The organism is Glaciimonas sp. Gout2 (assembly GCF_035018905.1).
In the GTDB taxonomy this organism is placed as follows: domain Bacteria; phylum Pseudomonadota; class Gammaproteobacteria; order Burkholderiales; family Burkholderiaceae_D; genus Glaciimonas.
This window is the reverse complement of the sequence record NZ_JASJXA010000007.1, coordinates 1-22930: the sequence shown is the minus strand read 5'-3', so window position 1 is coordinate 22930 and position 22930 is coordinate 1. Positions and strand designations below refer to the sequence as shown.

General features: G+C 49.2%; 20 protein-coding genes and 1 tRNA gene. 14 read left to right on the top strand and 7 right to left on the bottom strand.

Annotated features, from left to right (window positions below; all coding sequences use genetic code 11):
• Positions 1 to 24 precede the first annotated feature (24 nt).
• Positions 25 to 771, top strand: coding sequence for a 2-C-methyl-D-erythritol 4-phosphate cytidylyltransferase (gene ispD, locus QN379_RS07010; protein WP_322238025.1), 747 nt, complete (start codon positions 25 to 27; stop codon positions 769 to 771).
• Entirely contained in the window at positions 768 to 1259 is a 492-nt protein-coding gene (ispF, locus tag QN379_RS07005; RefSeq protein ID WP_323506333.1) for a 2-C-methyl-D-erythritol 2,4-cyclodiphosphate synthase, read from the top strand. The genes ispD and ispF overlap by 4 nt, the downstream gene beginning before the upstream one ends.
• Positions 1260 to 1305: 46 nt before the next feature.
• Here the strand turns inward: ispF and QN379_RS07000 are convergent, their stop codons facing one another.
• Together QN379_RS07000 and ompR are read right to left on the bottom strand one after the other, a co-directional pair.
• On the bottom strand, positions 1306 to 2658 hold the full coding sequence (locus QN379_RS07000) for an ATP-binding protein (RefSeq protein WP_322238029.1): 1353 nt from the start codon (positions 2656 to 2658) through the stop codon (positions 1306 to 1308).
• 22 nt (positions 2659 to 2680) lie between these two features.
• Entirely contained in the window at positions 2681 to 3436 is a 756-nt protein-coding gene (gene ompR, locus QN379_RS06995) for a two-component system response regulator OmpR (RefSeq protein WP_205321144.1), read from the bottom strand.
• Between the two features lie 168 nt (positions 3437 to 3604).
• On the opposite strand from ompR, the gene QN379_RS06990 reads away from it, so the two are divergent.
• Positions 3605 to 3892 carry a hypothetical protein gene (locus QN379_RS06990; protein ID WP_322238031.1) on the top strand — a complete coding sequence of 96 codons (288 nt, stop codon included), beginning with the start codon at positions 3605 to 3607 and terminating at the stop codon, positions 3890 to 3892.
• Between the two features lie 891 nt (positions 3893 to 4783).
• Here QN379_RS06990 and QN379_RS06985 read toward each other — a convergent pair.
• A complete protein-coding gene (locus QN379_RS06985; RefSeq protein WP_322238033.1) occupies positions 4784 to 5425 on the bottom strand; it encodes a TetR/AcrR family transcriptional regulator in 642 nt (213 codons plus the stop codon).
• 521 nt (positions 5426 to 5946) lie between these two features.
• Between QN379_RS06985 and QN379_RS06980 the strand changes: the two genes are divergently transcribed.
• The 5 genes from QN379_RS06980 to QN379_RS06960 all read left to right on the top strand — a co-directional run bounded on the left by QN379_RS06980 (position 5947) and on the right by QN379_RS06960 (position 12156).
• A complete protein-coding gene (locus QN379_RS06980) occupies positions 5947 to 7347 on the top strand; it encodes a TIGR00366 family protein (RefSeq protein ID WP_323506332.1) in 1401 nt (466 codons plus the stop codon).
• 203 nt (positions 7348 to 7550) lie between these two features.
• On the top strand, positions 7551 to 8552 hold the full coding sequence (locus tag QN379_RS06975) for an MDR family oxidoreductase (RefSeq protein ID WP_323506331.1): 1002 nt from the start codon (positions 7551 to 7553) through the stop codon (positions 8550 to 8552).
• Positions 8553 to 8611: 59 nt separating this feature from the next.
• Complete coding sequence (locus QN379_RS06970) at positions 8612 to 10117, top strand: class I adenylate-forming enzyme family protein (RefSeq protein ID WP_323506330.1); 1506 nt, start codon at positions 8612 to 8614, stop codon at positions 10115 to 10117.
• Between the two features lie 21 nt (positions 10118 to 10138).
• A complete protein-coding gene (locus tag QN379_RS06965; RefSeq protein WP_323506329.1) occupies positions 10139 to 10966 on the top strand; it encodes an enoyl-CoA hydratase/isomerase family protein in 828 nt (275 codons plus the stop codon).
• A complete protein-coding gene (locus tag QN379_RS06960; protein WP_323506328.1) occupies positions 10963 to 12156 on the top strand; it encodes an MFS transporter in 1194 nt (397 codons plus the stop codon). Before QN379_RS06965 ends, QN379_RS06960 begins: the two co-directional genes overlap by 4 nt.
• 91 nt (positions 12157 to 12247) lie before the next feature.
• Here QN379_RS06960 and QN379_RS06955 read toward each other — a convergent pair whose 3' ends face one another.
• Positions 12248 to 13159, bottom strand: coding sequence for a LysR family transcriptional regulator (locus QN379_RS06955; protein WP_323506327.1), 912 nt, complete (start codon positions 13157 to 13159; stop codon positions 12248 to 12250).
• A 123-nt stretch (positions 13160 to 13282) separates the two neighbouring features.
• Here QN379_RS06955 and QN379_RS06950 point away from each other — a divergent pair, with 123 nt between their 5' ends.
• Positions 13283 to 14050 (top strand): SDR family NAD(P)-dependent oxidoreductase, encoded by a 768-nt coding sequence (locus tag QN379_RS06950; protein WP_322238044.1) that lies wholly within the window; start codon positions 13283 to 13285, stop codon positions 14048 to 14050.
• 929 nt (positions 14051 to 14979) lie between these two features.
• Here QN379_RS06950 and QN379_RS06945 read toward each other — a convergent pair.
• Positions 14980 to 15056 (bottom strand) — tRNA-Arg (locus tag QN379_RS06945).
• Between the two features lie 296 nt (positions 15057 to 15352).
• On the opposite strand from QN379_RS06945, the gene QN379_RS06940 reads away from it, so the two are divergent.
• The 5 genes from QN379_RS06940 (at position 15353) to QN379_RS06920 (ending at position 20134) form a co-directional block, all read left to right on the top strand.
• Positions 15353 to 15889 carry an iron transporter gene (locus QN379_RS06940; RefSeq protein ID WP_322238046.1) on the top strand — a complete coding sequence of 179 codons (537 nt, stop codon included), beginning with the start codon at positions 15353 to 15355 and terminating at the stop codon, positions 15887 to 15889.
• A gap of 88 nt (positions 15890 to 15977) precedes the next feature.
• Positions 15978 to 16313, top strand: a complete 336-nt coding sequence (locus QN379_RS06935; RefSeq protein WP_322238048.1) for a cupredoxin domain-containing protein — start codon at positions 15978 to 15980, stop codon at positions 16311 to 16313.
• Between the two features lie 176 nt (positions 16314 to 16489).
• Positions 16490 to 17329 carry an FTR1 family iron permease gene (locus tag QN379_RS06930; RefSeq protein WP_322238050.1) on the top strand — a complete coding sequence of 280 codons (840 nt, stop codon included), beginning with the start codon at positions 16490 to 16492 and terminating at the stop codon, positions 17327 to 17329.
• 73 nt (positions 17330 to 17402) lie between these two features.
• On the top strand, positions 17403 to 18743 hold the full coding sequence (locus QN379_RS06925; RefSeq protein WP_322240623.1) for a 4Fe-4S binding protein: 1341 nt from the start codon (positions 17403 to 17405) through the stop codon (positions 18741 to 18743).
• Between the two features lie 380 nt (positions 18744 to 19123).
• A complete protein-coding gene (locus QN379_RS06920; protein WP_322238051.1) occupies positions 19124 to 20134 on the top strand; it encodes a bile acid:sodium symporter family protein in 1011 nt (336 codons plus the stop codon).
• A gap of 163 nt (positions 20135 to 20297) precedes the next feature.
• On the opposite strand, the gene QN379_RS06915 is transcribed toward QN379_RS06920, so the two are convergent.
• On the bottom strand, positions 20298 to 21347 hold the full coding sequence (locus QN379_RS06915; protein WP_322238052.1) for an NADP(H)-dependent aldo-keto reductase: 1050 nt from the start codon (positions 21345 to 21347) through the stop codon (positions 20298 to 20300).
• Between the two features lie 324 nt (positions 21348 to 21671).
• Positions 21672 to 22930: MFS transporter (locus QN379_RS06910; protein ID WP_323506326.1), on the bottom strand; the 1259-nt coding region annotated here is incomplete at its 5' end.

Here is a 22930-nt window from a genome sequence, read left to right as displayed (position 1 = left end):
TTTAATTTCACCATATTCAATCGCATGCATTCGTCACGTAATTTCGCTTTGATTCCTGCAGCTGGTATAGGCGCGCGCTTGGGTGCCGATTATCCTAAGCAATACTTGCCGCTGGCGGGCAAAGCCATGTTACGACATGTGCTGGACACCTTTGTTGCCTGTGCGGCGATTACGCATACATTCGTGGTAGTCAGTGCGGAGGACGGCTATATCGCCGACCTGATGGCTGCTGCGCCACATTTGCAGGAGCGCGTGACGCTGCTTTATTACGGCGGAGAAAGTCGACATCTATCGGTCCTTAATGGACTTAATGTAATGGGTGACGATGTAGCGGATGACGATTGGGTGTTGGTGCACGATGCAGCGCGACCGGGTTTAACGGTGACATTGATTGATCAATTGATTGCGGCCTTGCGCGATGATGACGTTGGCGGATTGCTGGCTTTGCCGGTTGTCGACACGCTGAAGCGCAGTGATGAAGGCCGTCACGTTGGTGCAGAAGATCGAGAGCTGCTGACGACACGGGTCACAGAAACGGTGTCGCGCACAGGATTGTGGGCGGCCCAAACGCCTCAGATGTTTCGGTATAGCTTGTTGCATCGTGCATTGGATAACGCGTTTAAGAAAGGGCTGCACATCACCGACGATGCAAGTGCGATTGAGATGCTTGGATTGCAGCCAAAGTTAGTGAAGGGCAGTCCTCGTAATTTTAAAGTGACGTTGCCACACGATATTGCATTAGCAGAAATTTTTTTGAGGGAGAAAATATGAGCAGTCAACCAGGGTTTCGTATCGGACAGGGCTACGATTGCCATGCGCTTGTCGCTGATCGGTTATTGATTATTGGTGGTGTCACCATTCCGCATCGGTTGGGTTTGCTAGGGCATTCGGATGCTGATGTGTTGCTGCACGCCATAATTGATGCATTATTTGGTGCATCAGGACTTGGCGATATCGGCCGCCATTTTCCAGATACTGATGCGGAGTTTGCCGGTGCTGATTCACGAAAATTATTGCGAGAAGCGATACGACGCGTCAGTATTTCTGGGTTTGGGGTCGGTAATATTGATTGCACCGTGATCGCTCAGGCACCCAAAATGGCACCGCATATTCCACTCATGGTAGAAAGAATTGCCGAGGACTGTGGTATTACCGCGGGTCAGGTAAATGTGAAAGCAAAAACCAACGAACGGCTAGGTTATCTGGGGAGAGAAGAGGGAATTGCTGCCGAGGCGGTGGTTCTTTTATTCCGTTTGTGACTATCGTTGTTGGCAAAAAAAGAGTCCTGACATTTTTTCGAAAACGCTATTTGCCGCCGTTTTTGACGAATGGAAGGATGATTTGTACCGACAAACCGCCACCGCTTCGATTGTATAGGTGCAATTTGCCGTCGTGACGTTTGATAACGCGATTCACGATTGCTAACCCTAATCCCGATCCATTGGCTTGGCCGCGTGCGGTATCGAGACGTGTAAATGGTCTGAGTAGTCGTTCCATTTCAGCCTCGGGAACGCCGGGGCCGCGATCCGAAATATCGATCAGTACTTTGTCATGCTGAAGCATGGCAGTGACATCGATCACCGCTATGTCAGTTCCGTTGGACTTTCCATAACGACGCGCATTTTCAATCAGGTTGGTAAAGACCCGACGTATTTCAGTTTCGTTTCCCTGAATATAAAGATTCTCGGAAACCCTGGAATGGATTTCGATATCGGTATGACGCGCGGCATTTTGCTCCACGTCATGGAGAAAATTGGTCATGTCAATAATGGTAAAACTACTGACGTCAGTTGGTTTAGCATAATCCAGAAATTGACCAATAATGCCGTCCATCTGTGCCAGATCCGATTGCATGCCGATTCGCGCTTCATCTGATAAATGCGCCATTTCAACTTCCAGTAACATGCGCGAGATTGGCGTTCGTAAATCATGCGAGATACCGGCCAAAATGATGGCCCGATCGGCATCGACGCGCTGCAAATCATCAACCATTTGATTAAAGCTACGATTCGCTTCTTCGATTTCTGTAGGACCAGTTTCTGGCAAACGGTCGGGTTGTTCACCCTTGGCGACCGCGCGCGTGGCGGCGGTAAGGCGTGCCAGCGGTTGATTGATCAATGCCGAGACAAACATCGCACCCAATAGCGACAACAGCATGGCAGCGGTCGCCCATTGAAACCACTGAAAACCGGAGCTGCGTTCAACGCGATCACGATCCAGCATCAGCCAGTATTGATCCTCATCAATAGTGAAGCTGACCCAAAAACCACCGATATCATTGACGCTGGCAGAAAATTTTGTATCGTTGCCGAGGCGTGCTCGTACTTCGGCTTCCAGTTCTGGCATCACGGCACTATCTGGCGGTGGCTCAATCTTGTCGTTTTCTTCGAGTGGATAGATGCGTATGCCTTCATTGCTGGCGAGATCAAATAGCAGCTCGCGGCGCAAATCCGGTGCGGAGTGCGTGAGAGCCGCCCGCGTGATAGTAACGACCGAAATGATTTGGGCCGCTAATTGCTGTGCTCGGGGACCACGTTCTACAATGCGAAAACTGGCAACCCACACCACCATACTGATGGTGATGAGGAATGCCATTAAAAAGAAGGTGCGCCAGAGAAGGCCGCTTTTTAGCCACGCCAAGCGTTGTGGTGTGGTCATAGCGTGCTCATGAATTGGTCATTCAGCGCGGTTGACCTTCTGGAATAAAGACGTAGCCAAGTCCCCACACAGTTTGGATGTATAGCGGATTAGCGGGATCAGGCTCAATTAATTTGCGTAGTCGCGAAATCTGCACATCAAGACTTCGATCAAATACTTCGTATTCACGGCCGCGCGCTAACTCCATTAATTTTTCACGCGACAATGGCTGACGCGCATGGCGCGCAAAAACCTTAAGGACAGAAAATTCACCCGTTGTAAGTGGCACAGATTCGCCGCTTTTCTTGAGGGAACGTGTTCCCAGATCAAGAACAAATTCACCAAATTCAAACGATTGTGGCGTCTCTGATGGTGCGCCAGGCAATTCATCCGGACCTTTGCGTCGCAACACCGCACCAATGCGGGCCACCAGCTCGCGGGGATTAAAAGGCTTTGGCAAGTAATCGTCCGCGCCCATTTCAAGGCCTACAATCCGATCTACGTCTTCCCCTTTTGCCGTCAGCATAATGATCGGCGTCTGGTCTCCAGCACCACGCAGCCGGCGACAAATCGCGAGTCCATCTTCGCCCGGTAGCATGAGATCAAGCACCAATAGATCGTAGCGCTCACGTATCCACAATTTATTCATTGCCTGTGCATTCTCTGCCGTGACCACCTGAAAGCCTTGCTCGGTCAAATAGCGGCGCAATAAATCTCGTAGGCGGATGTCATCATCGACCACAAGAATTTTATACTGGTGGGCGTTAGCTGTTTGGGTAGGGGTGTTGTGAGTATTCATAGTCGTATGGTAACGTCAGTGCACATTAAAAATATACAGGAAGGGCGTGGATTACAAAGTGTTACAAACTTTACCAAATACCTCTTATGACAAAAAGTGAGGGGGCTTACACTTAAGCTGTGGCGGGTAAATCTTAACCGTTATCCTGCATTCACAGAAGAAAACGTTATGAATATGATGTTCCGAAAAATGAGTCTTTGTTTGTTGTTGCTTGCTGCAATGGCGGGGGCAACTGCGCGGTCAGATCGTGAGCGTGAAGAGCCGTCGCCACAACGCTCTTCCCGCCAGTACGAACCGCAACACGACAGCAATCGCAATCAGGAATGGCAAAACGAACGTGCCAACAGAGATTCGGGTCAGCCAGTTCCGCGTGGGCGTTTGTCACCTGATGAGCGACGCGCCTTGCGTCAGCAAATTAATGAGGTTGGCCGCGATCTTTATCCTCCTCGTCGTTGATGCATTAACTATGCTGCTATTTGTGCTGTATTAATCCATTAGTTCAAAAGTTAATAGTGTAATTCTGCCTTCTTTTAAGCCTGGCAGAATTCTTGATCTAAGGCACCCCAATAAGTCACAGCAACATGCAAAATGACGGCGCGTATTCCTATTGTAGAATGGAATGGGGCAAAGAAACAGTCAGCGAATCATCTTCGTTTTTTTGTCACACAGCCAGTACATTCAAATTCTCAGGGTATTACGAATAGAAAAGATAAAGACGCATCTTCCTTGCGCATCTTCGCAACCTGTCCCTCATTAGTCTTCAGGCAAAACTTCCGCGACTTTGCTATATTTTGTCAGGCAGTTTGCTGTACGGCCAATCTCGTGAAAAGTCATCCTTATCTGAAATCGTCGCCCTGCTTGGAGGTGGCGTTTCGCTTGTAGGATAAATAGTCCCCGCATTAATGGACGTCCGGTGAATACGTGTTTGATGCCGCGTTTGGAGATTTACCACTTCAGATATAGCAGTGCTGCGTTTTACCTTATCTAAACACCACGCCTTTGATAATCGGATGGGTTTCTACTATTGATTAGGCGTAATCAGGATCTCATTGAGTCGTGGAAATTTTCACAGGGAATTGAAAGCGACATTATCGTTGGAGCAATTTTTGATGATGAAGAATGGGGAACGTATGTTGTATTTGTGCAACTGGCGAGATGTAAAGCACGGGTGCGACTTTTTGTTACGGGCACAAAGATCGGTGCTCTATCACTTTTTTGATTCTCGATGGGCTAGGTTGTCTTCCATTTCCGGCATTTGCCGTTGCGTTGATATTTAGTATTGTTAGCCAAATGCATCAAAAACGTCTCTCGATGCATTTTGGCTTCAGTCAGGCTATCGCGTCTGCTTCAACTCGTTCCGTTATGGGATTCACTCGGTTGTAAATGCTTTAGGTATTCAATGAAAGCATTGCTTGCATCGTCTAGAGGTGCGCTGGATTTCTCAAGTTTCGAGCAAAGCACAGCTCCCTCCCAAACGATCCAGAAATAGCGCGCAAGTGCCTCACTGTTGGCATCAGCCCTTAGATGACCTGCTGCTTTTGCCTCGTCAAGACAGGCTTGAATACGTTGACGCCAATCCGTCAGTACGCTAAGGAGAGCGAGGCGAAATTTATCGTCCAATGCGGCCAACTCCTGACCCAAATTTCCGATCAGGCAACCTCGCCTGAAGTTAAATCGCGCCATTCCTGCTGTAGCATCTAATGTAAAAGCCTTGATACGGTCTAAAGGTTGAATTGAAGTGTCCATCAATATGCGATCAAGTTTGTGCGCAAAATAATCGGCATACCCATCGATCACTGCAAGCGTGTAGGTTTCTTTGTTTTCGAAGTAGTAATAAAACGACCCTTTCGGAACGCCAGCAGCTTTAACGACTTCATCGAGCGGTGTATTGTGAAAACCTTTTTCCGTAAAGATCTCGACCCCAATACGAATGAGTTCGGCGCGTTTTCCTTTATCGCGAGGGGCAGATGCGACTGTATTTTTAGCCATTTGTGATTCCGGTTGGAGATGCTGAGGTGAGCGATTGGATGAACGGTTAAGCGCAAAATGTAGGCATGATTTTCGTAATCAAATCCGATAAGGACTCCACATTTGTTTTTTCTGCGTTAAAGACGTCGAATCGCTCTTCGATTTTCAAGACTAGGTTCTATTCATTCACCCTAGTAAGGTGCCCACGCAATACCTAGCGATTCGAACATCAAATATTTCTTCAGGAATCATAATAGTTTATAACTGACTGGTCAACTAAATAAGAAAAATTGGTAAATCCGTTATTGGAAATAGCTTAAATCTCAGACTAGATGCGCCATACACCCTTGATAGCATTTCTAAATTTTTTCTACAAACGACTTTCAAAAGATATAGTTGACCAGTCAGTTATTACTCGGTATAAATACGCCGAGTGGCTGATTTTAATTTGCTCGTTAGAAGCGAACTATCGGTTACTAGCTCAAACAGGTTCGTCAAGTTTGAGTAAAAATGTCCATTTATAAATATTAAGGAGACAAGTGGTGGAAAAAACAATTTCGGACATCCCGTCGAGGCGAGACGGTGATGGATTTCTTAGCGCCGCACTGCAGCGGTTTGCAAGACTTTGCGTAATGATTGTCGAGCGGATCATGCCTGATCCGTTTGTCATTGCCATTTTGTTGACAATGCTCACGTGCGCTTTGGCTTATTTTTTAGCGCCGCACGCCTCAGTTCCCCAAATATTGACAAGCTGGGTCGACGGTGTCTTCAAAATCGCTAGCTTTGCCTTTCTTGTTGCACTGACACTGGTCACCGGTCACGCCCTGTCCACCTCCAAACCGGTTGCAAGTCTTCTTAAAACAATTGCACAGATCCCGACTACAAAACAAGGGGCGATGACCCTGACATTCCTGGTTTCAATGACGGCCGGCCTTTTGAATTGGGCTGTTGGCCTGGTTGTCTCGGCGCTATTTGCGCGGGAAATAGCAAAACGTATGCGTGTAGATTTTGCCTGGTTGGTAGCCGCCGCGTATGCTGGCTGGTCATTCTATGTATGTGGCATTTCGAGCTCGATCGCGCTGGTGAGTGCCAGCAAGGGTTCGCCTCTCAACGTGATAGAAAAAATCACTGGAAACGTGCTTCCGATTAAGGAGTTTTTATTTTCTCCGTTAATTTACCTACCTTTGATTATTCTGGCGATCATTCTTCCTCTTGTATTTTGCGCGATGATGCCAAGCGATGCGGAGACGATTGCAGCAGACCCGGCTCGTCTTAAGGCTGAAGATGCCGTGATCCCGGAAGAAAGCGTATCGCATACCATCGCCGGAATGCTTGACCATGCCTGGATACTTAATCTTGCGCTGGTAGGGCTTGGACTGGCATACATCGGGCTGAAAATATCAGAGGGTGCATTTGCGATGGATTTGAACATGTTGGTTCTCATATTTCTGTTGCTTGGGTTGTTGATGCATTGGACGCCAAAGGCTTATGTACGTGCCGTAAATAATGCGGCGCGAGTGACAGGACCGATTTTGCTGCAGTTCCCAATTTACGGCGGAATTATGGGGATCATGTCGGCCACCGGATTGGCGGACGTCATCGCCCAATGGTTCATTAGTTTTTCAACGACGCAAACGCTGCCATTTTGGAGTTTTGTATCGTCCGTGATCATTAGTATGTTTATACCGAGCGCGGGTGGTCACTGGGTGGTCCAGGCGCCGTTTGTGGTAGCGGCTGCAGAGCATCTGCATGTTGCGCAGGGTGCGGTGGCAATTGCAGTCGCACTCGGCGAGAGCGCCGCCGACATGATTCAGCCTATGTGGGTCATTCCGCTGCTGGCAATTGCCGGTGTGGGGATGGGGCGTGTCATGGGTTATACCGTGGTCGCTTTTTTCATTATGTGCGCAGTAATGGGCGGCACATTACTTTTTTTTCCACATTAGGCCGCTGCCGTTCGATCAATGCACACTATAAAGTGACGTAAAAAAATGGGCGAGTGCAACTGCTTGTGTTGAAGTCGAACTCCGCCCAGGTAAATATTTGACTACTCGACTAGCAAGTTGAATATAGTGGCGGTTGTTGCGTAGGTTCACCTGCATCCGCCTTTTTTTCGGGGTAAATCCCATTAAAAATTAAGGAGACTCTCATGTCGCAAAACAAATTTCAAGCTCTGGTTCTTCGCGAAGAAGACAAGAAAACCAATGCGTCAATTGAAACACTGACTCTGGATGCGCTGCCTGATGAAGATACGTTGGTCAAAGTTGACTATTCCACGCTGAATTACAAAGATGCACTGGCGGTCACCGGTAAGGGCAAGATTGTGCGTACTTGGCCAATGGTGCCTGGAGTCGACTTTGCGGGTACTGTCGTTGAATCCAGCAACCCGCAATACCAGCCGGGGACCAGAGTGGTACTGACAGGATGGAGTGTCGGTGAAAAATATTGGGGCGGTTACAGTCAGTACCAGCGTGTCAAAAGCGAATGGTTGGTCCCGCTACCGGAAGGGCTGACTACGCGACAGGCGATGATGATTGGTACCGCTGGTTTTACCGCAATGCTCTGCGTTAACGCGCTGGAAGCGGCCAATATCACGCTGCAAAGCGGGCCAGTGCTGGTCACTGGTGCTGCGGGGGGAGTAGGGAGTGTAGCGGTCGCCATTCTCACAAATCTTGGTTATTCGGTTACTGCACTCACTGGCGATCCCGACAAACACACTTACGTAAAACATCTTGGTGCAACCGCATTTGCGGACGGACTGGAGTGGAGTGAGGCTCCACGTGCCTTGGAAGCGCAACGGTGGGCCGCGGCGATCGACACTGTCGGCTCTAAAGTGTTGGCGCGCGTTCTGGCGGAAATGCACTATGGCGGCGTTGTTGCTGCGTGCGGTCTCGCTGGCGGTGCTGATCTGCCCACAACCGTTATGCCGTTCATTCTGCGTAGTGTAAAGTTGATCGGCGTTGACTCCGTGATGCTGCCAACCAAAGATCGCGTTAGTGCATGGCAGCGTATCGTCAACGATCTGCCATTGGAAGTGTTAAATGGTATTACGGCGGCGACAGTGCCATTGACCGAGGTCAAGAGTGCGGCGGAAGACATGCTGGGCGGCAAACTCAAAGGACGTGTACTAGTTGATGTGAACGCTGTCTGATCATTGCGAAGGTAACGTAATGATGTAAAACCGCTCAAAAAAACTGGATGGAGACTGCTGTGCAAATAAAATTAAACATGGGCTTGGGAAATGCGCTGAAGAATGCGTGCGGCAGGTTTGACGATGCTGTCGCGCTCACTGGAACGCATGGTTCGCTGTCATATACGGCGCTGGCGTACGAGGCGGAGCGCGTATCACATGCGCTTCGCAACATTGGGATCAGGCCCAATGAGCCTGTGCATGTCCACGTGTCGAATCATCCACTAGATATAGCGGCATTGTTAGGGGTATGGAATGCGGGCGGGGTCGTGGTTCCAGTGCATCGCACCACGCCGGCAGCAGTGGCAGCCAAGGTTCTGGATAAAACCAAGGCACGATTGATGATTGACATGCAAGCAGCCGCCGCCAACCCCGCAAGCGTAGTAACTATGATCACAATGACACGCCCGCCTGACAGGCCGTTGTTGGAGAATGCCGCATTCATTATATTTACCTCGGGATCCACCGGTACGCCGAAAGGAGTAGTGGTCTCGCATGATGCGTTTTACGGCAAGATTCAGCAGATCGATAGCTTACTTAATTTCCAACCCTACGAGAATACGTTGCTGGTATTGAATATTACTTTCAGCTTTGGTCTCTGGATAAGTTTGCTGACATTGATGCGGGGCGGCACGCTAGTCATGGCTGAAAAATTTGACCCAACAACCTTCCTGGGAACGCTGGTCGATAACAACATCACGCGTGTCGGGATGGTGCCGACAATGATGCGTGTTCTGTTTTCTGATTCAGGATTACTATCAGAAATTGATCGAGTAGTTGCGCAAGATAAATTGCGCCAGATTTTAATTGGTGGAGAATCACTGGGTCATTCGCTTGCGTCTACCATCAGACAACGCTTTTCGGGTACGGACCTGATCGATATTTACGGATTGACCGAAACGGCGACCTGTGACTTTTTTTCTTTCCCGGAAGATTATGCGAAATATCCGGGCTGCATCGGCCGCCCGTCGCCCAACGTTAGTTTCCGCATAGTTGATGCTTATGATGCACCGGTTCTATCGGGCACTTTGGGAGAGCTACAAATACACAGTCCCTATTTGATGATCGGCTATCTTGATGAGCCAGAGCTTACGACCACGGCCCTGTCGGATGGCTGGTTGAAAACCGGCGACCTGGCGCGCCTGATAGACAGCTCGGTGGTTGAACTCATGGGGCGAAGCAAGGAAATAATTAGTCGCGGAGGGAACAAGGTTACGCCAGGAGAATTGGAGCAACTGTTATGCTCTCACCCCGATATTTCGGCCGCCATGGCCGTGGGGATTGCGGATACCGTTCTCGGTGAACGTATTCACGTTCTGGTGGTACCCCGAACTGGTACGTCACTTGACATTGCGTCTTTAAAAAAATACCTTGAAAGCCGAGTAGAAAAATTCAAGCAGCCCGATACTTATTACATATCTGATGAGCTGCCGTTAGGACGCACTGGCAAGGCGGATAGAGGGCAGCTCAAGATGATGATCCAATCCGGTGCCATCGCATCGGCCTCAGCAGCGACCCGGGTTTAACGCGAACATTAAAGGACCATTATGTCTGACTTCACTACGATCCAATATACGTCCCAAGACGGTATCGCACACATCATCTTTAACCGGCCCGAACGCCTGAATGCGTTAGATAAAACGATGCTGCATGAGATTAACGATGCCGTCGATCGTGCTGAGTCTGACGAGACTGTGCGCGTTATCCTGGTGAGCGGATCTGGCCGTGCCTTTTCATCTGGCTTCGATTTAAAGGCCCAAATGGAAAGCCAACCGCAAGGGTCAAAAATCTGGCGTGATATTCTCGATCTCGACTTCAATACCACGATGCGTTTCTGGAATAGTCCTAAGCCGACTATCGCCGCCGTTCATGGCGCATGCATGGCCGGCGCGTTTGAAATAGCACTGTCTTGCGATATTACAATCGCTGCCGAAGATGCTATTTTTGGTGAGCCTGAACTGAAATTCGGTGCGGGGATCGTTACGATGTTGTTGCCTTGGATGACAGGGCCGAAGCATGCAAAGGATATCATTTTTACCGGCGCAGACAGAATCAGTGCTCAAGATGCACTTCGTATGGGATTTATCAGCCGTATAGTTCCGCAAGGTGCGCATGTCGAGACGGGACTCAGCATTGCTCGCGGGATTGCATTGGTGGATCCGGTCCTTGTCAGTCAAACAAAAAAGGCGCTGAATCGGACCTATGAACTTCAAGGAATGCAGAGTGCGTTGAAAGAAGCGCTGGACATTGATCACGCCATTGAGTCGAAGGGTTCGCCGGACAAACGCGCATTCATGGACATCGCGCGAGATCGTGGCATGCGGGCAGCGATCGCATGGCGTGATGCCCGCTTTGCGGAAGCACAGTCTACATGAACAAGCCGATCACCACTATCGTCCTGGCGCAACTATTCGGTACATCGCTCTGGTTTAGTGCGAACAGTGCGGCAGACGATTTAATGCGCCTCTGGGGATTAAGTGCAGCAGATATCGGTTGGTTAACCAACGCTGTTCAAGTCGGCTTTATTGTTGGGACGTTGATTTTTGCTTTTACGGGTTTTGCGGATCGCTTCGCCGCGAGTAAGATATTTGCGGTCTGTTGCATCCTCGGCGCAGTCTTCAACGGCCTCTTTGCACTTTTGAGTACCGGGCTGGAAAGCGCCTTGTGGTTTCGATTCGTCGTCGGTTTGTCTCTAGCCGGAATATATCCGTTGGGAATGAAACTCGTCGTCAGCTGGAGTCCGCAAAGCGCCGGCCGAAGTCTTGGCCTGCTAGTGGGCATGTTAACGCTGGGCACGGCATTGCCGCATGGAATACGGATGGTTGGCGGAATGGTTTCGTGGCAAACGGTTATTCTGACATCCTCCGCATTGGCACTTGTCGGCGCGTTGATGGTTGGCTGGCTGGGCGATGGTCCGCACCTTCAGCGGCGTACCCACGCATCAAGCTCGATCGGTAACGTCATGGATGCATTCCGAGTAAAAGAATTTCGGGCATCTGCCTTCGGCTACTTTGGCCATATGTGGGAGTTATATGCGTTCTGGACTCTGGTGCCTGTTCTGCTTTTGGATGTGCTGTCATCCCCGGGAACACTGCCGTATCACAGTATTTCAGGTTGGGCATTTGCGGTAATTGGCATCGGTGCGATTGGGTGCATCGCCGGTGGCTTACTCAGCGAAAGAGTGGGAAGTGCGCGCGTGGCATGGTGGGCGTTGGCAACATCGGGGGCGATATGCCTGCTGTTTCCATTTTTACAAACTTTGCCAGTTTTCTGGAAGCTGGCATTAATGCTCTTGTGGGGCTTGGCAGTGGTCGCCGACTCGCCGCAGTTCTCGGCGATGTCAGTTAAGGCTTGTCCACCGGGATTGGTTGGCAGTGCGTTGGCAATTCAAAACAGTCTGGGATTTCTACTCACAACCTTCGCGATTCTAATTACCACGTCGGCTTACCCAATAGTCGGCAACAAGGTTGCCTGGATCTTGTTACCCGGACCGATTTTTGGACTTATCGGTATGCGCTCACTTTTGCAAGGACCTTCAGTTCCTTTGCCCGTTCCCGCTGAGTAACGCTCTGTTAAATTACTGAGATCTGCTTTAAAACACACATAAACTTAACGTTCAATTGACGAAGCTAAATATGATGACATGGCACTGCATGTCACCTCAGTTTAATCAAATAAGGTGTGAGGATGTCCGTCAGCCAGCGCATTACAGCCTGAACGCGTGGCGCAAGCTGGTGGCGATTGGCATATAGCAGTGAAACTGGCATTGGGCACGCGGTGAACTCTGGCAGTACGAGAACTAATGACCCTTGATCAACCAATCGCTGGAGGCCAAGTGTTGGTGCCTGAATGAAGCCTAAACCGGCCAAAGCGGCTGCCTGATAGGCATCGGTGCCATTTACTGAGACCGCAGCGGTCATCGGTAATGTTTTGTAGGTGTTGTTGGTACGATCGAAATACTCCCATCTCGCATCGTTCGACGTCAGATTTGGCGTGTAGTGGACGATGCGGTGTTGTGTCAGATCGGCGAGTGTCTGAGGCACGCCGTGCTGGCTTAGGTAGTCTGGACTAGCCGCGTTTGACATCTGCATCAGTCCGATAGGACGGGCGACCAGGTCGGAGTTTTCTAGTGCGCCTACGCGCAAGATGCAGTCGAATCCTTCCTGGATCAGATCTACGCGGCGGTCGGTTGTACTAATGCCGATTTCTAGTCCCGGATGCGCGCTCAGAAATTCTGGCAGACGCGGAATGATGACATCGCGGGCGAAGATGTTCGGCATGTCGATTCTGAGTCGTCCGGTGAGACCTCCTGAAGTGGGTTGAAACATGACCTGAAGTTGTTCCGCTTCAATCAGCAACTCCTTGCAGCGATCAAGAAAGCGTTTGCCATCTTCTGTCAGGCGCACGCTACGCGTCGTTCGTTGTAGCAGCCGAGTACCAAGGCGCGCTTCTAGCTGTTGGATAGATGTCGATACATGTCCCTTCGCCAGCCCCAATTGTTCTGCGGCGCGGCTGAAGCTGGCTAAGTCGGCGACTCTTGAAAAGATCCGAAGTTCATCAAAATCCATGGCTACACGACCTCGATTGTTTTTATAAAAGAACAGTGTAACCAGTTTTGATGGCTTTATCCTCGGTCAGGAAATGATTAAAGTTCAGCTATCGCAACCTGTTTCAACAACTAAGGATTCCCAATGACTATTCAAACTTCTCCAATAGCGCTTATTACCGGGGCTAGCCGCGGTCTCGGGCGCAACACGGCGCTGAAGCTGGCCGAACGCGGCGTTGATGTGATCGTTACCTACAAGGGTAACGAAGTTGAGGCAGAAGCTGTGGTTCAACAGATTCAGGCGCAAGGTCGTCGGGCGCTGGCTCTGCAACTCGATGTCGGCGACGCGAAGTCGTTTGCGGCGTTTGCCGATGCGGTAAAGACTGCGCTGGCGACTACTTGGCAGCGTGATCGCTTTGATTTTCTCGTTAATAACGCCGGTGTTGGCTACCATGCAAGCCTGGCAGAAACCACTGAAGAACAGTTCGACATGCTGTTTAATATCCATCTGAAGGGCCCATTTTTCCTGACGCAGAAACTGCTGCCGCTGATGAATGACGGCGGTCGTATTGTAAATATCTCATCCGGTCTGACCCGCTTTACGTTTCCCGGGCTTGCTGCCTATGCTGCAATGAAGGGCGGCGTCGAGGTGCTGACGCGGTACATGGCCAAGGAACTTGGCACACGCGGTATCGCCGTTAATACGCTGGCGCCGGGCGCGATTGAAACGGATTTCGGCGGTGGCATGGTGCGTGATAACGCGGAGATGAATGCGGCTGTAGCGAGCCAAACTGCGCTAGGACGTGTCGGTTTGCCGGATGACATCGGCGGGGCTGTCGCAGCCTTGCTCTCTGCGGACAATCGCTGGGTAAATGCGCAGCGTGTCGAAGTCTCGGGCGGCATCTTCATCTAACCGCTAGCTAGAATTTCGGTGGGTTTTAACCGCCCGGCCCGAATGTATCTTAACCATTTTTTTGCGTACAAAAGTGAGACCAAACCTTGGCGTTGTTTAGCTAAAGAGTAATGCCGTCTGAGGCGGTATTTAAAAGTTGAAAGTATCTGAAAGCCCGCTGAGATGCGGGCTTTTTTTTGAATCAATTTGATCGAATGGCAGGCTTGGAAATCCTCAATAGCGCTTAAAAAAAAGTTTATTGAAGTTTTTTGGGGATTCACTATATGGCGCGCTAGACATCGCGTTAGTAAAAGTTGGCATCCCAGTCGCACCACCGCATGTCACTTTGCTTTACGACAACTGCTTTATTTCTAATCGATCAATTGAACCTACTAGCTAGACAGTGCGTGAATGCATTTTGGTCCATAGTTTATTCTGATGTACGCATCATGTTCCGTTGGCATGGTGGACGCTTTTGCCGTGATGCATCAAGCCGCGTCTGCGCTTTCTTGCTCGCCATTAACATTCTCCTCCAGAGTATTTTTCGATGTAACGCTAATTAGATTGTTTGCAGCGATTTCGCTCAACAAGTTCTCGAGTCGATGCGCGGCAAGCATAAAACGCATGTTTTCGTTTGGCAGCGTGAGTGTAGGCCCGATTCTAAAAAAAAAGGACCGCCGATGGAGATGACGATCCACGCCATTCTCGGGCACGCAAAGGAACCTCTGTTCTTGCACTACAATGTTGCTCAAATTCTGGAAATGGACGAGGCGTTGCAAGAAATTAAGAGTGAGTAAGGGAGTAAAAAAGCCGACATGCGCACGCTGCGTCTTCGACTGGCGCAACGAACAGCCACTCAATGAAAAACATGACCCATTCAAAAGTCACTCAAGCAAAAAAAAGGGGATTAACGCTTTTAGCGCTAACCCCTTAATTTCACAACGTATTACTGGTGCGGCTGGCAGGAATCGAACCCACGACCCCTTGGTTCGTAGCCAAGTACTCTATCCAGCTGAGCTACAGCCGCGAAAGACAAAATTATAGCCGAGGTGGCGTGATTTTGGAAGGGGTAAATTGCGAATGAATCATTATTGTTAAAAAAATCTACATTTTTCTGAATCGGGATAAATTTTAATCGTCAAAGCCCGTCCGGTAAAGAAGGGGTAATCGCCGCTATAGCGTTAGTACCTCACATTGGTAAGCGCGCATGGACCGCCATATTCTTTGAGGGGAAGCGGTTTTATGATGGCGGTGATACAATCAAACAATAATCATTATCATTTACTATTCTGAAAGAGCAACATAATGGGAGCGAAATCTAATATGAAATTTTTGACCTTGGCGATGTTGTTTACTGCGGGCTTTACAAATAGCGCCTTAGCTGCGGAATATCCAATCGGCAAACAGCAAATCATGAACGGAATTGAAGTCGCTGCGGTTTATTTGCAGCCTATCAAGATGGAACCAGAAGGCATGATGCGCAAGGCAGAGTTATCAGATATCCATGTCGAGGCAGACATTCGTGCCGTAAAAGATAACCCTAATGGTTTCGCTGAAGGGGACTGGATGCCGAATTTGGTTATCTCGTATCAGTTCACAAAAGTGGGATCAAAAGAAGTCATCAAAGGCGACATGATGCCGATGGTAGCGAACGACGGTCCGCATTATGGCGATAACGTCAAGTTGGCAGGTCCCGGTAAATATACGTTGATTATGAAAATCTCACCGCCGTCTGCGAATGCGGCAGCGCACTTTGGTCGGCATGTAGATAAGGAAACCGGCGTTAGCGCCTGGTTCAAACCGTTTGAGGTCAAGAATGATTTCGTTTTTGCCGGCGTCGGTAAAAAGGGCGGCTATTAATAGATAATGCTGTTGCTAAATCGGCATGTAACACCATGTGCTTCTTTAGTAACCTCAAGTGGACGTTTTCCGATCAGGAGTCATATCGATGTTTGTACAAAATTTACGTGGTGTGCTGGCTATTGGTTTGCTGTGCACCGCAGGCTTTTCGTCCGCTGTAGATTTACCTACTTTTAGGTTGGAGATGAAAGATGGCGTCTTAAACCCGGCGCGAATTGAAGTTCCGGCTGGTCAGAAAATTAAGATCGAAGTGCACAACACCGGCTCTTCCGCGGTGGAATTTGAGAGCGTTCAGTTACGCAAAGAAAAAGTTTTAGGACCCGGCGCACAGTCATTTATCGTGATTGCGCCGCTGTCACCTGGTGAGTACAAATTTTTTGATGATTTTCATTTAAGTGCAAAGGGCTTGATTGTCGCCAAATAAAGTTATTCGGAACCTGACACCATTAAATTGAATTGACAAAAAACAGGTTTTTTAGTTGATATTTTTTGTAATCTCAATAGGAGAGTTTTTGTCGGGTTCATAACCGAAGCGGCGCTGGAAATCGCTCAAATGTTTAATGTTTATACCTTGTTAACGATGTAATGGAGAATTAAGCGATGGGTCAAGTTTTGTTCATCGTCTGGCGCGAGAGCGTTGAGGCTTTGCTAGTGGTTGGCATATTACACGCTTGGTTGGCTAACGGCGGAGCGGAAACGCGCCGTGGCCTGCCTTATTTGTGGGCCGGTGTCGGCATCGGCATCATTGCGGCGATCGGCCTAGGTGCTGCGTTGCTGGGTTTTAGCGAAATTCTGTCAGGAGATTCGCAAGACTATTTTCAGATAGCGATGGTATTGATAGCGGCGGTATTGATCGTGCAGATGGTGTACTGGATGCGCAAACATGGTCGTACGATGAAGCGCGAAATGGAAACCTCGTTGAAAGCCAACTTAAAGGCTGCTAACTGGTGGGGCGTGACGGTACTGGCGGCGTTGGCTATCGCACGCGAAGGTAGCGAGACGGTGATTTTCCTGTATGGCATTAAACAGAGCGAGCATAACAGTCTCCAGATGCTGATATTGGCTGCAATAATCGGGTTTGGACTAGCCGTTTTGACGTTCTATCTTCTGCAATTAGGCGGCAAGATTTTTTCCTGGCGTCGATTCTTTCAGGTGACCGAAACCATGCTGTTATTTTTGGCGGCGGGATTATTACTCACCGGCGTTGAGCGCCTGATGTCGCTAGACATTGTTCCCACGTTGATCGATCCGATCTGGAATAGCGCATGGTTGCTCGATGACAGCAGTACTTTCGGCAATTTGGTTGGCACCTTAACCGGCTATCGTGCTCAACCGGCATTGATGAGTTTACTGGTCTACATTGGCTATTGGGTGGTAGTGTCACTGTTTTTAAAACGTGCCGCGCCAAAAAGCACCGCACAGGCTAAGCTGGCAACCTAAACTCATGAGCTCTTGCACTACATCAACTGCATCGCCGACGTCGCCAACCCGCTTGGCACGCGTCGGCGAGTGGATGCGCCTCAATGCACCGCTCATCCGTGGCATCCAATGGGGCGTCGTTCTCATTTACGCATTGCTGATTCTGGTACCAATTTTTCTACCGCTACCCGATGAAACGGCGCACATCTGGTCCAACCTGACCTTAATTGCGCAGTTTGCATTTTGGGGAGTATGGTGGCCTTTCGTGTTAATCAGTATGGTGTTGATGGGGCGTGTCTGGTGCGGCGTATTATGTCCTGAAGGTGCACTGACTGAATTTGCCAGCCGGCATGGCCTCTTTAAGCCGATTCCACGCTGGATGCGTTGGGGTGGATGGCCATTTGTGGCTTTTGCGCTCACGACGGTTTATGGACAAATGGTAAGTGTCTATCAATATCCCAAGGCGGTTCTACTTGTATTGGGCGGTTCGACCTTTGGTGCGATTATCGTTGGATATCTTTATGGTAGGGAAAAGCGCGTTTGGTGCAAATACCTTTGCCCTGTCAATGGTGTGTTCGGCTTGTTGGCAAAATTGGCGCCTTTTCATTACAAGGTTAATGAGGCGGCCTGGCGTGCTTCGTACAATACGCACGGTAAGAAAACGATTGCCATTAATTGTGCACCGCTGGTGCCTTTGCGTGCAATGACGGGTGCTGCCGATTGCCATATGTGCGGACGCTGTAGCAATCATCGCGAGGCGATCACATTAACATGGCGTCCTCCGACATTAGAGATAGTCTCTCTGGGCGAAAAGCAAAATAGCCTGTGGGAAAGTGCTTTAGCACTTTATGGCCTGATGGGAATAGCGATTGGTGCATTCCACTGGTCGGCAAGTCCATGGTTCATTGTGATCAAACAAGCGATTGCGACCTGGTTAATAGATCGCGACATCATGTGGCCTTTTGCGACCAATGCACCGTGGTGGATATTTACCAATTATCCTGCCCAAAGTGACGTCTTCAGTTGGTTGGATGGAAGCCTCGTAGTTGCTTACATTTTAACCACCGGCTTGGTGCTGGGGACCGTTTTGTCGTTGCTGTTTGCTTTGAGTACCCGTTTGTTGGGTAATTGGGATCGTAGCCGCTTTAATCATTTGGTACAGTCTACGATTCCTCTGGCGGGTTGCGGTGTGTTTGTGGGCTTATCCGCGACTACCATCAGCCTCTTGCGGGCCGAACATTTACCCGTGTTCTGGGCGAACGACATGCGGGCGATTCTATTGATTGCTACCACGCTGTGGAGCGTCTGGTTGGCATGGCGTGTAACTGGTCGATACGCATCAGGAACAGGGCGACGCTTACTTGGTATGGCGCCAGTAGTAGCTGCTCTCGGTGTGGTAAATTTTGCCTGGTTGCTGATGTTTTGGTTATGGTGAAAATTGCCGGGTTTGCTCAAATCACTAGGTTAACCTAACAACACCTGCTGGTGCTGGCTGCCACGGTTATCGTTTTTTATTGAAATGTAAGTATTAACATGTACTAAATGGCGCCGCTTGGTGCCATTGTTGTTTTAATCCTGCTGTAATGGGCCATTTAAACCGATTTTCCCAAGCCAGTTGATGTCTAGTCTGCAAGTTTGGTGGAGGCGGAGTAAAATATTGACCTTAATGTGGCAAGTAGCCCACCGGCCGATCAAATCATTCAACTCGCTTAGCGGCATGGCACCGGTAATTGCATGCCGACATTTTAGCTATGCAATATTATCTGCAATATTTTGCCCGTCTTTTAATCGTTTTAATCACATTCATATCCCACCATGGTTCGTCCCCGTTTTTTGCCTGATAATTTCACTCTGATGCTTGTCACGACCGTGCTAATCGCGAGTCTTTTACCTGCTCAAGGTGAAGTCGCTCACGGATTTAGTATGTTGACGACATTTGCTATCGGGTTGCTCTTTTTTCTTCATGGAGCAAAATTGTCGCGCGAAGCGGCGATCGAAGGTGCGATGCACTGGCGTTTGCATTTAACGGTATTGGCATTTAGTTTCGTTTTATTTCCCCTTTTAGGTTTGGCATTTAAACCTATCTTCCTGCCGCTCGTGACGCCAGATTTGTATCTGGGTATTTTGTTTTTGTGCACTTTGCCATCGACTGTCCAATCCTCGATCGCCTTTACTTCCGTCGCCCGGGGTAACGTTCCAGCGGCGGTGTGCAGTGCGTCGGCATCCAATCTGATCGGGATATTTCTTACTCCTGTTCTGGTTGGTTTAATCGTCGTAGCACATGGCCAATCCCATGGTTCGTTAGATTCGATTATGAATATCGTCTATCAACTGCTGTTGCCGTTTGTAGCTGGTCAAATTGCACGACGCTGGATTGGCGTTTGGGTTGATAAACACAAAGCCCTGTTGAAGTTCGTAGATCAGGGATCGATTTTGTTAGTGGTATACACCGCATTTAGCGAGGCAGTGGTACAAGGATTATGGTCGCAGTTACCCGCAATTTCGTTGCTTGGATTACTTGTTGTATTGTCATTGTTATTGTTTGTTATGCTGGCAATAGCGACTTTTCTCAGTCGTCGCCTGGGATTTAATAAAGAAGATGAGATCACTATCGTATTTTGTGGCTCTAAGAAAAGCTTAGCCAGCGGCATACCCATGGCGAACGTATTATTTGCCAGTCACACAGTCGGGATGGTGGTATTGCCGCTGATGTTATTTCACCAAATACAATTGATGGTTTGTGCAGTTTTGGCAAAACGCTACTCTCAGCGGGCAAGGGTTATGGCTCCGCCGATTATCGTTAAGACCGATTCAACATCCGTTTGATGTTTGTATAGAGCAGATTGCTTGCGCCAATTTAGTAAGCTTGATGCGTTATTGACGGAGTGCTGAAGGCAGAAAAAATGCCTTCAGCATGGCGGTACAATTCATTGACGAAAAAAGCTGTGTGCCACCCAACCAATAACGCAATGAACAACGCATATAACCATCAAGGTGCCGGATTAGGTTGGCGCGTATGAATTGCTTCGATTTCCGCCAAAATTTCCTCACTTAAAGTCACTTTGATACTGTCCAGATTGCTTTGCAATTGCGGCAGCGTAGTAGCGCCGATGATGTTACTAGTGACAAAACCGCGACTCGTTACAAAAGCCAAAGCCATTTGCGCGGGATCGAGACCGTGTTTTTGTGCAAGCGCAACGTAATCGCCAGCGACCCGATCAACTTGCGGGTTAGTGTATCGACTAAAACGCTCAAATACCGTCAAACGCCCACCGGCAGGACGCGCACCGTTTAAATATTTTCCAGATAAAACACCAAAGGCCAACGGTGAATAAGCCAGCAAGCCAATTTGCTCCCGATAAGAAAATTCGGAATGCCCAATTTCAAAAGTGCGGTTCAGCAAACTATAGGGATTTTGAATGGATACAATACGTGGCAGATCGAATTTTTCGGCAGCGCGAATAAATTGCGCAATTCCCCAAGGTGTTTCGTTCGAAATACCGATGTGACGGACTTTGCCAGATTGAATAAAATCAGCAAGGATCGTCAGCGTCTCCTCAATCGGAACAGTGTCTTCCTCCGGAAGGTGCGTGTAATTCAAATGACCGAAACAATTTACGCTACGATCCGGCCAATGCAATTGGTATAGATCGACATAATCTGTTTGCAGCCGTTCAAGACTGCCATTGAGCGCTTCGGTCAAACCTTTACGATCAAAATTATTGACGCCGCCGCGGATGTGTCGTGGATTGTGTGGTTTGCGTGCCGGACCGGTTGCTTTGGTTGCAATCAATACTTGATCGCGTTTGCCAGAATTTTTTAGCCAGGTGCCCAGATAGTTTTCAGTCAAGCCCTGTGTCTCAGGACGAGGTGGTACTGGATACATTTCGGCTGCATCGATCAGATTCACCCCATGCGCAAGCGCCATATCGATTTGAGCATGCGCTTCGGCCTCAGTATTCTGTTCTCCCCACGTCATCGTGCCGAGCGTGATCTGGCTTACTTTTAGGTTAGTGTTTCCCAGCTCGCGATATTGCATTGTATGTTCCTTTGTCGCGATGACCACTTTGAAAGGTAGGCCAACCACGATCTTGACGGTTGAAATTGACTGGAATATGGAAAGTGACTTTAGCGTTGCTGCGCCCACTGATCAGACTTATCGCGTTCATCAGTAGATTTTTCGTTAATCCTGTTGATCTTTATGTTGTGGATGGTAGTGATCTGTAACGTGCTTTCGGTCAATTTAATGCGGCGTATTAGTTGTCTTAAAGTATAGCGGTAACCAATGATCGTTGCTGGCGCAGATTATTTTTCGCGGGGCATTATGCATGCCGTCCCATGTGGCGAAGGTCAGTTTGACCACTCAATTCGATGCTCGCTTGCGCTGTGAAGGTGGCGCGTGTTCTGTTGTGGTCGATGGGTCGGTGAGTCGATCAACCTTAAATAACTCAGGGAATAATCGAATCCATAGCGCCACGACAATAATGGTGCCGATACCACCGATCATTACTGCGGGAACCGGGCCGACCCATGATGCTGTGATACCTGATTCAAATTCACCCAGCTGATTTGAGGTTCCAACGAATACAGAATTGACCGCACTGACCCTTCCCCGCATCGCGTCTGGCGTTTGAAGCTGGACAAATGAGGATCGGACGACAACGCTGATCATGTCGGATGCTCCCAGTATTACCAACGCCACAAGTGATAGTGCCATGGAGCGGGAAAGGGCAAAAACGACAGTGGCAACGCCAAAAATCGCAACGGCAATAAACATGCTGCGGCCAACGCGTTTAGTTAATGGACGACGTGTCAGATATAAACCTACGGAAAGTGCACCAATGGCAGGCGCTGAGCGAAGAAGGCCCAACCCGAGTGGGCCGGTCGCGAGTATGTCATGCGCAAAGATCGGCAATAAAGCGGTCGCACCGCCGAGTAGCACAGCGAATAAGTCGAGTGAAATAGCGCCCAAAACAGCTGGACGACTCTTGATGAAAGCAATACCTGCAAATAGCGATGTCAAAGTTGCCGGTTCTCGTTTCGGTAAAACGGTTTCAATTCGTATACGATTGACCAATACGCTTGCGATAATAAACGCTGCGCTGCTGATGGCGTATACGGCACTTGCTCCGAGAGCATAAATAAATCCACCAAGTGCAGGGCCGATAATCACGGCGGTTTGCGTGGCGGACGCTGCCCATGCAACAGCGCGTGGTAATAGTCTCGCGGGAACCAGGCCGGGCACTAATGCTTGCATGGTGGGTGATTCAAAGGCGCGAGTGGCACCGATAATAAAGACAATGACGAAAATCGCGTCCTTTGAAAGCCATCCTTGAATGCTGCCGAGCGCCAATATGGCAGCGGCGATGCCTTCAATAAATAAACAGATACGGGCGATTTGGCGACGATCATAACGATCCGCGACATGGCCCACGACCAACGCCAGAAATAGTGCAGGAAGGAACTGAACCAGTCCGACGATGCCAAGATCGAATGCACTGCCGGTCATTTGATAAACCTGCCAACCGACTGCCACGATTTGCATTTGGTTTGCCACGGTAGAGGCTACCCTTGCGCGCCAAAATAATGAAAAAGGTAGATGACTTAAGACCGAATCAGAAT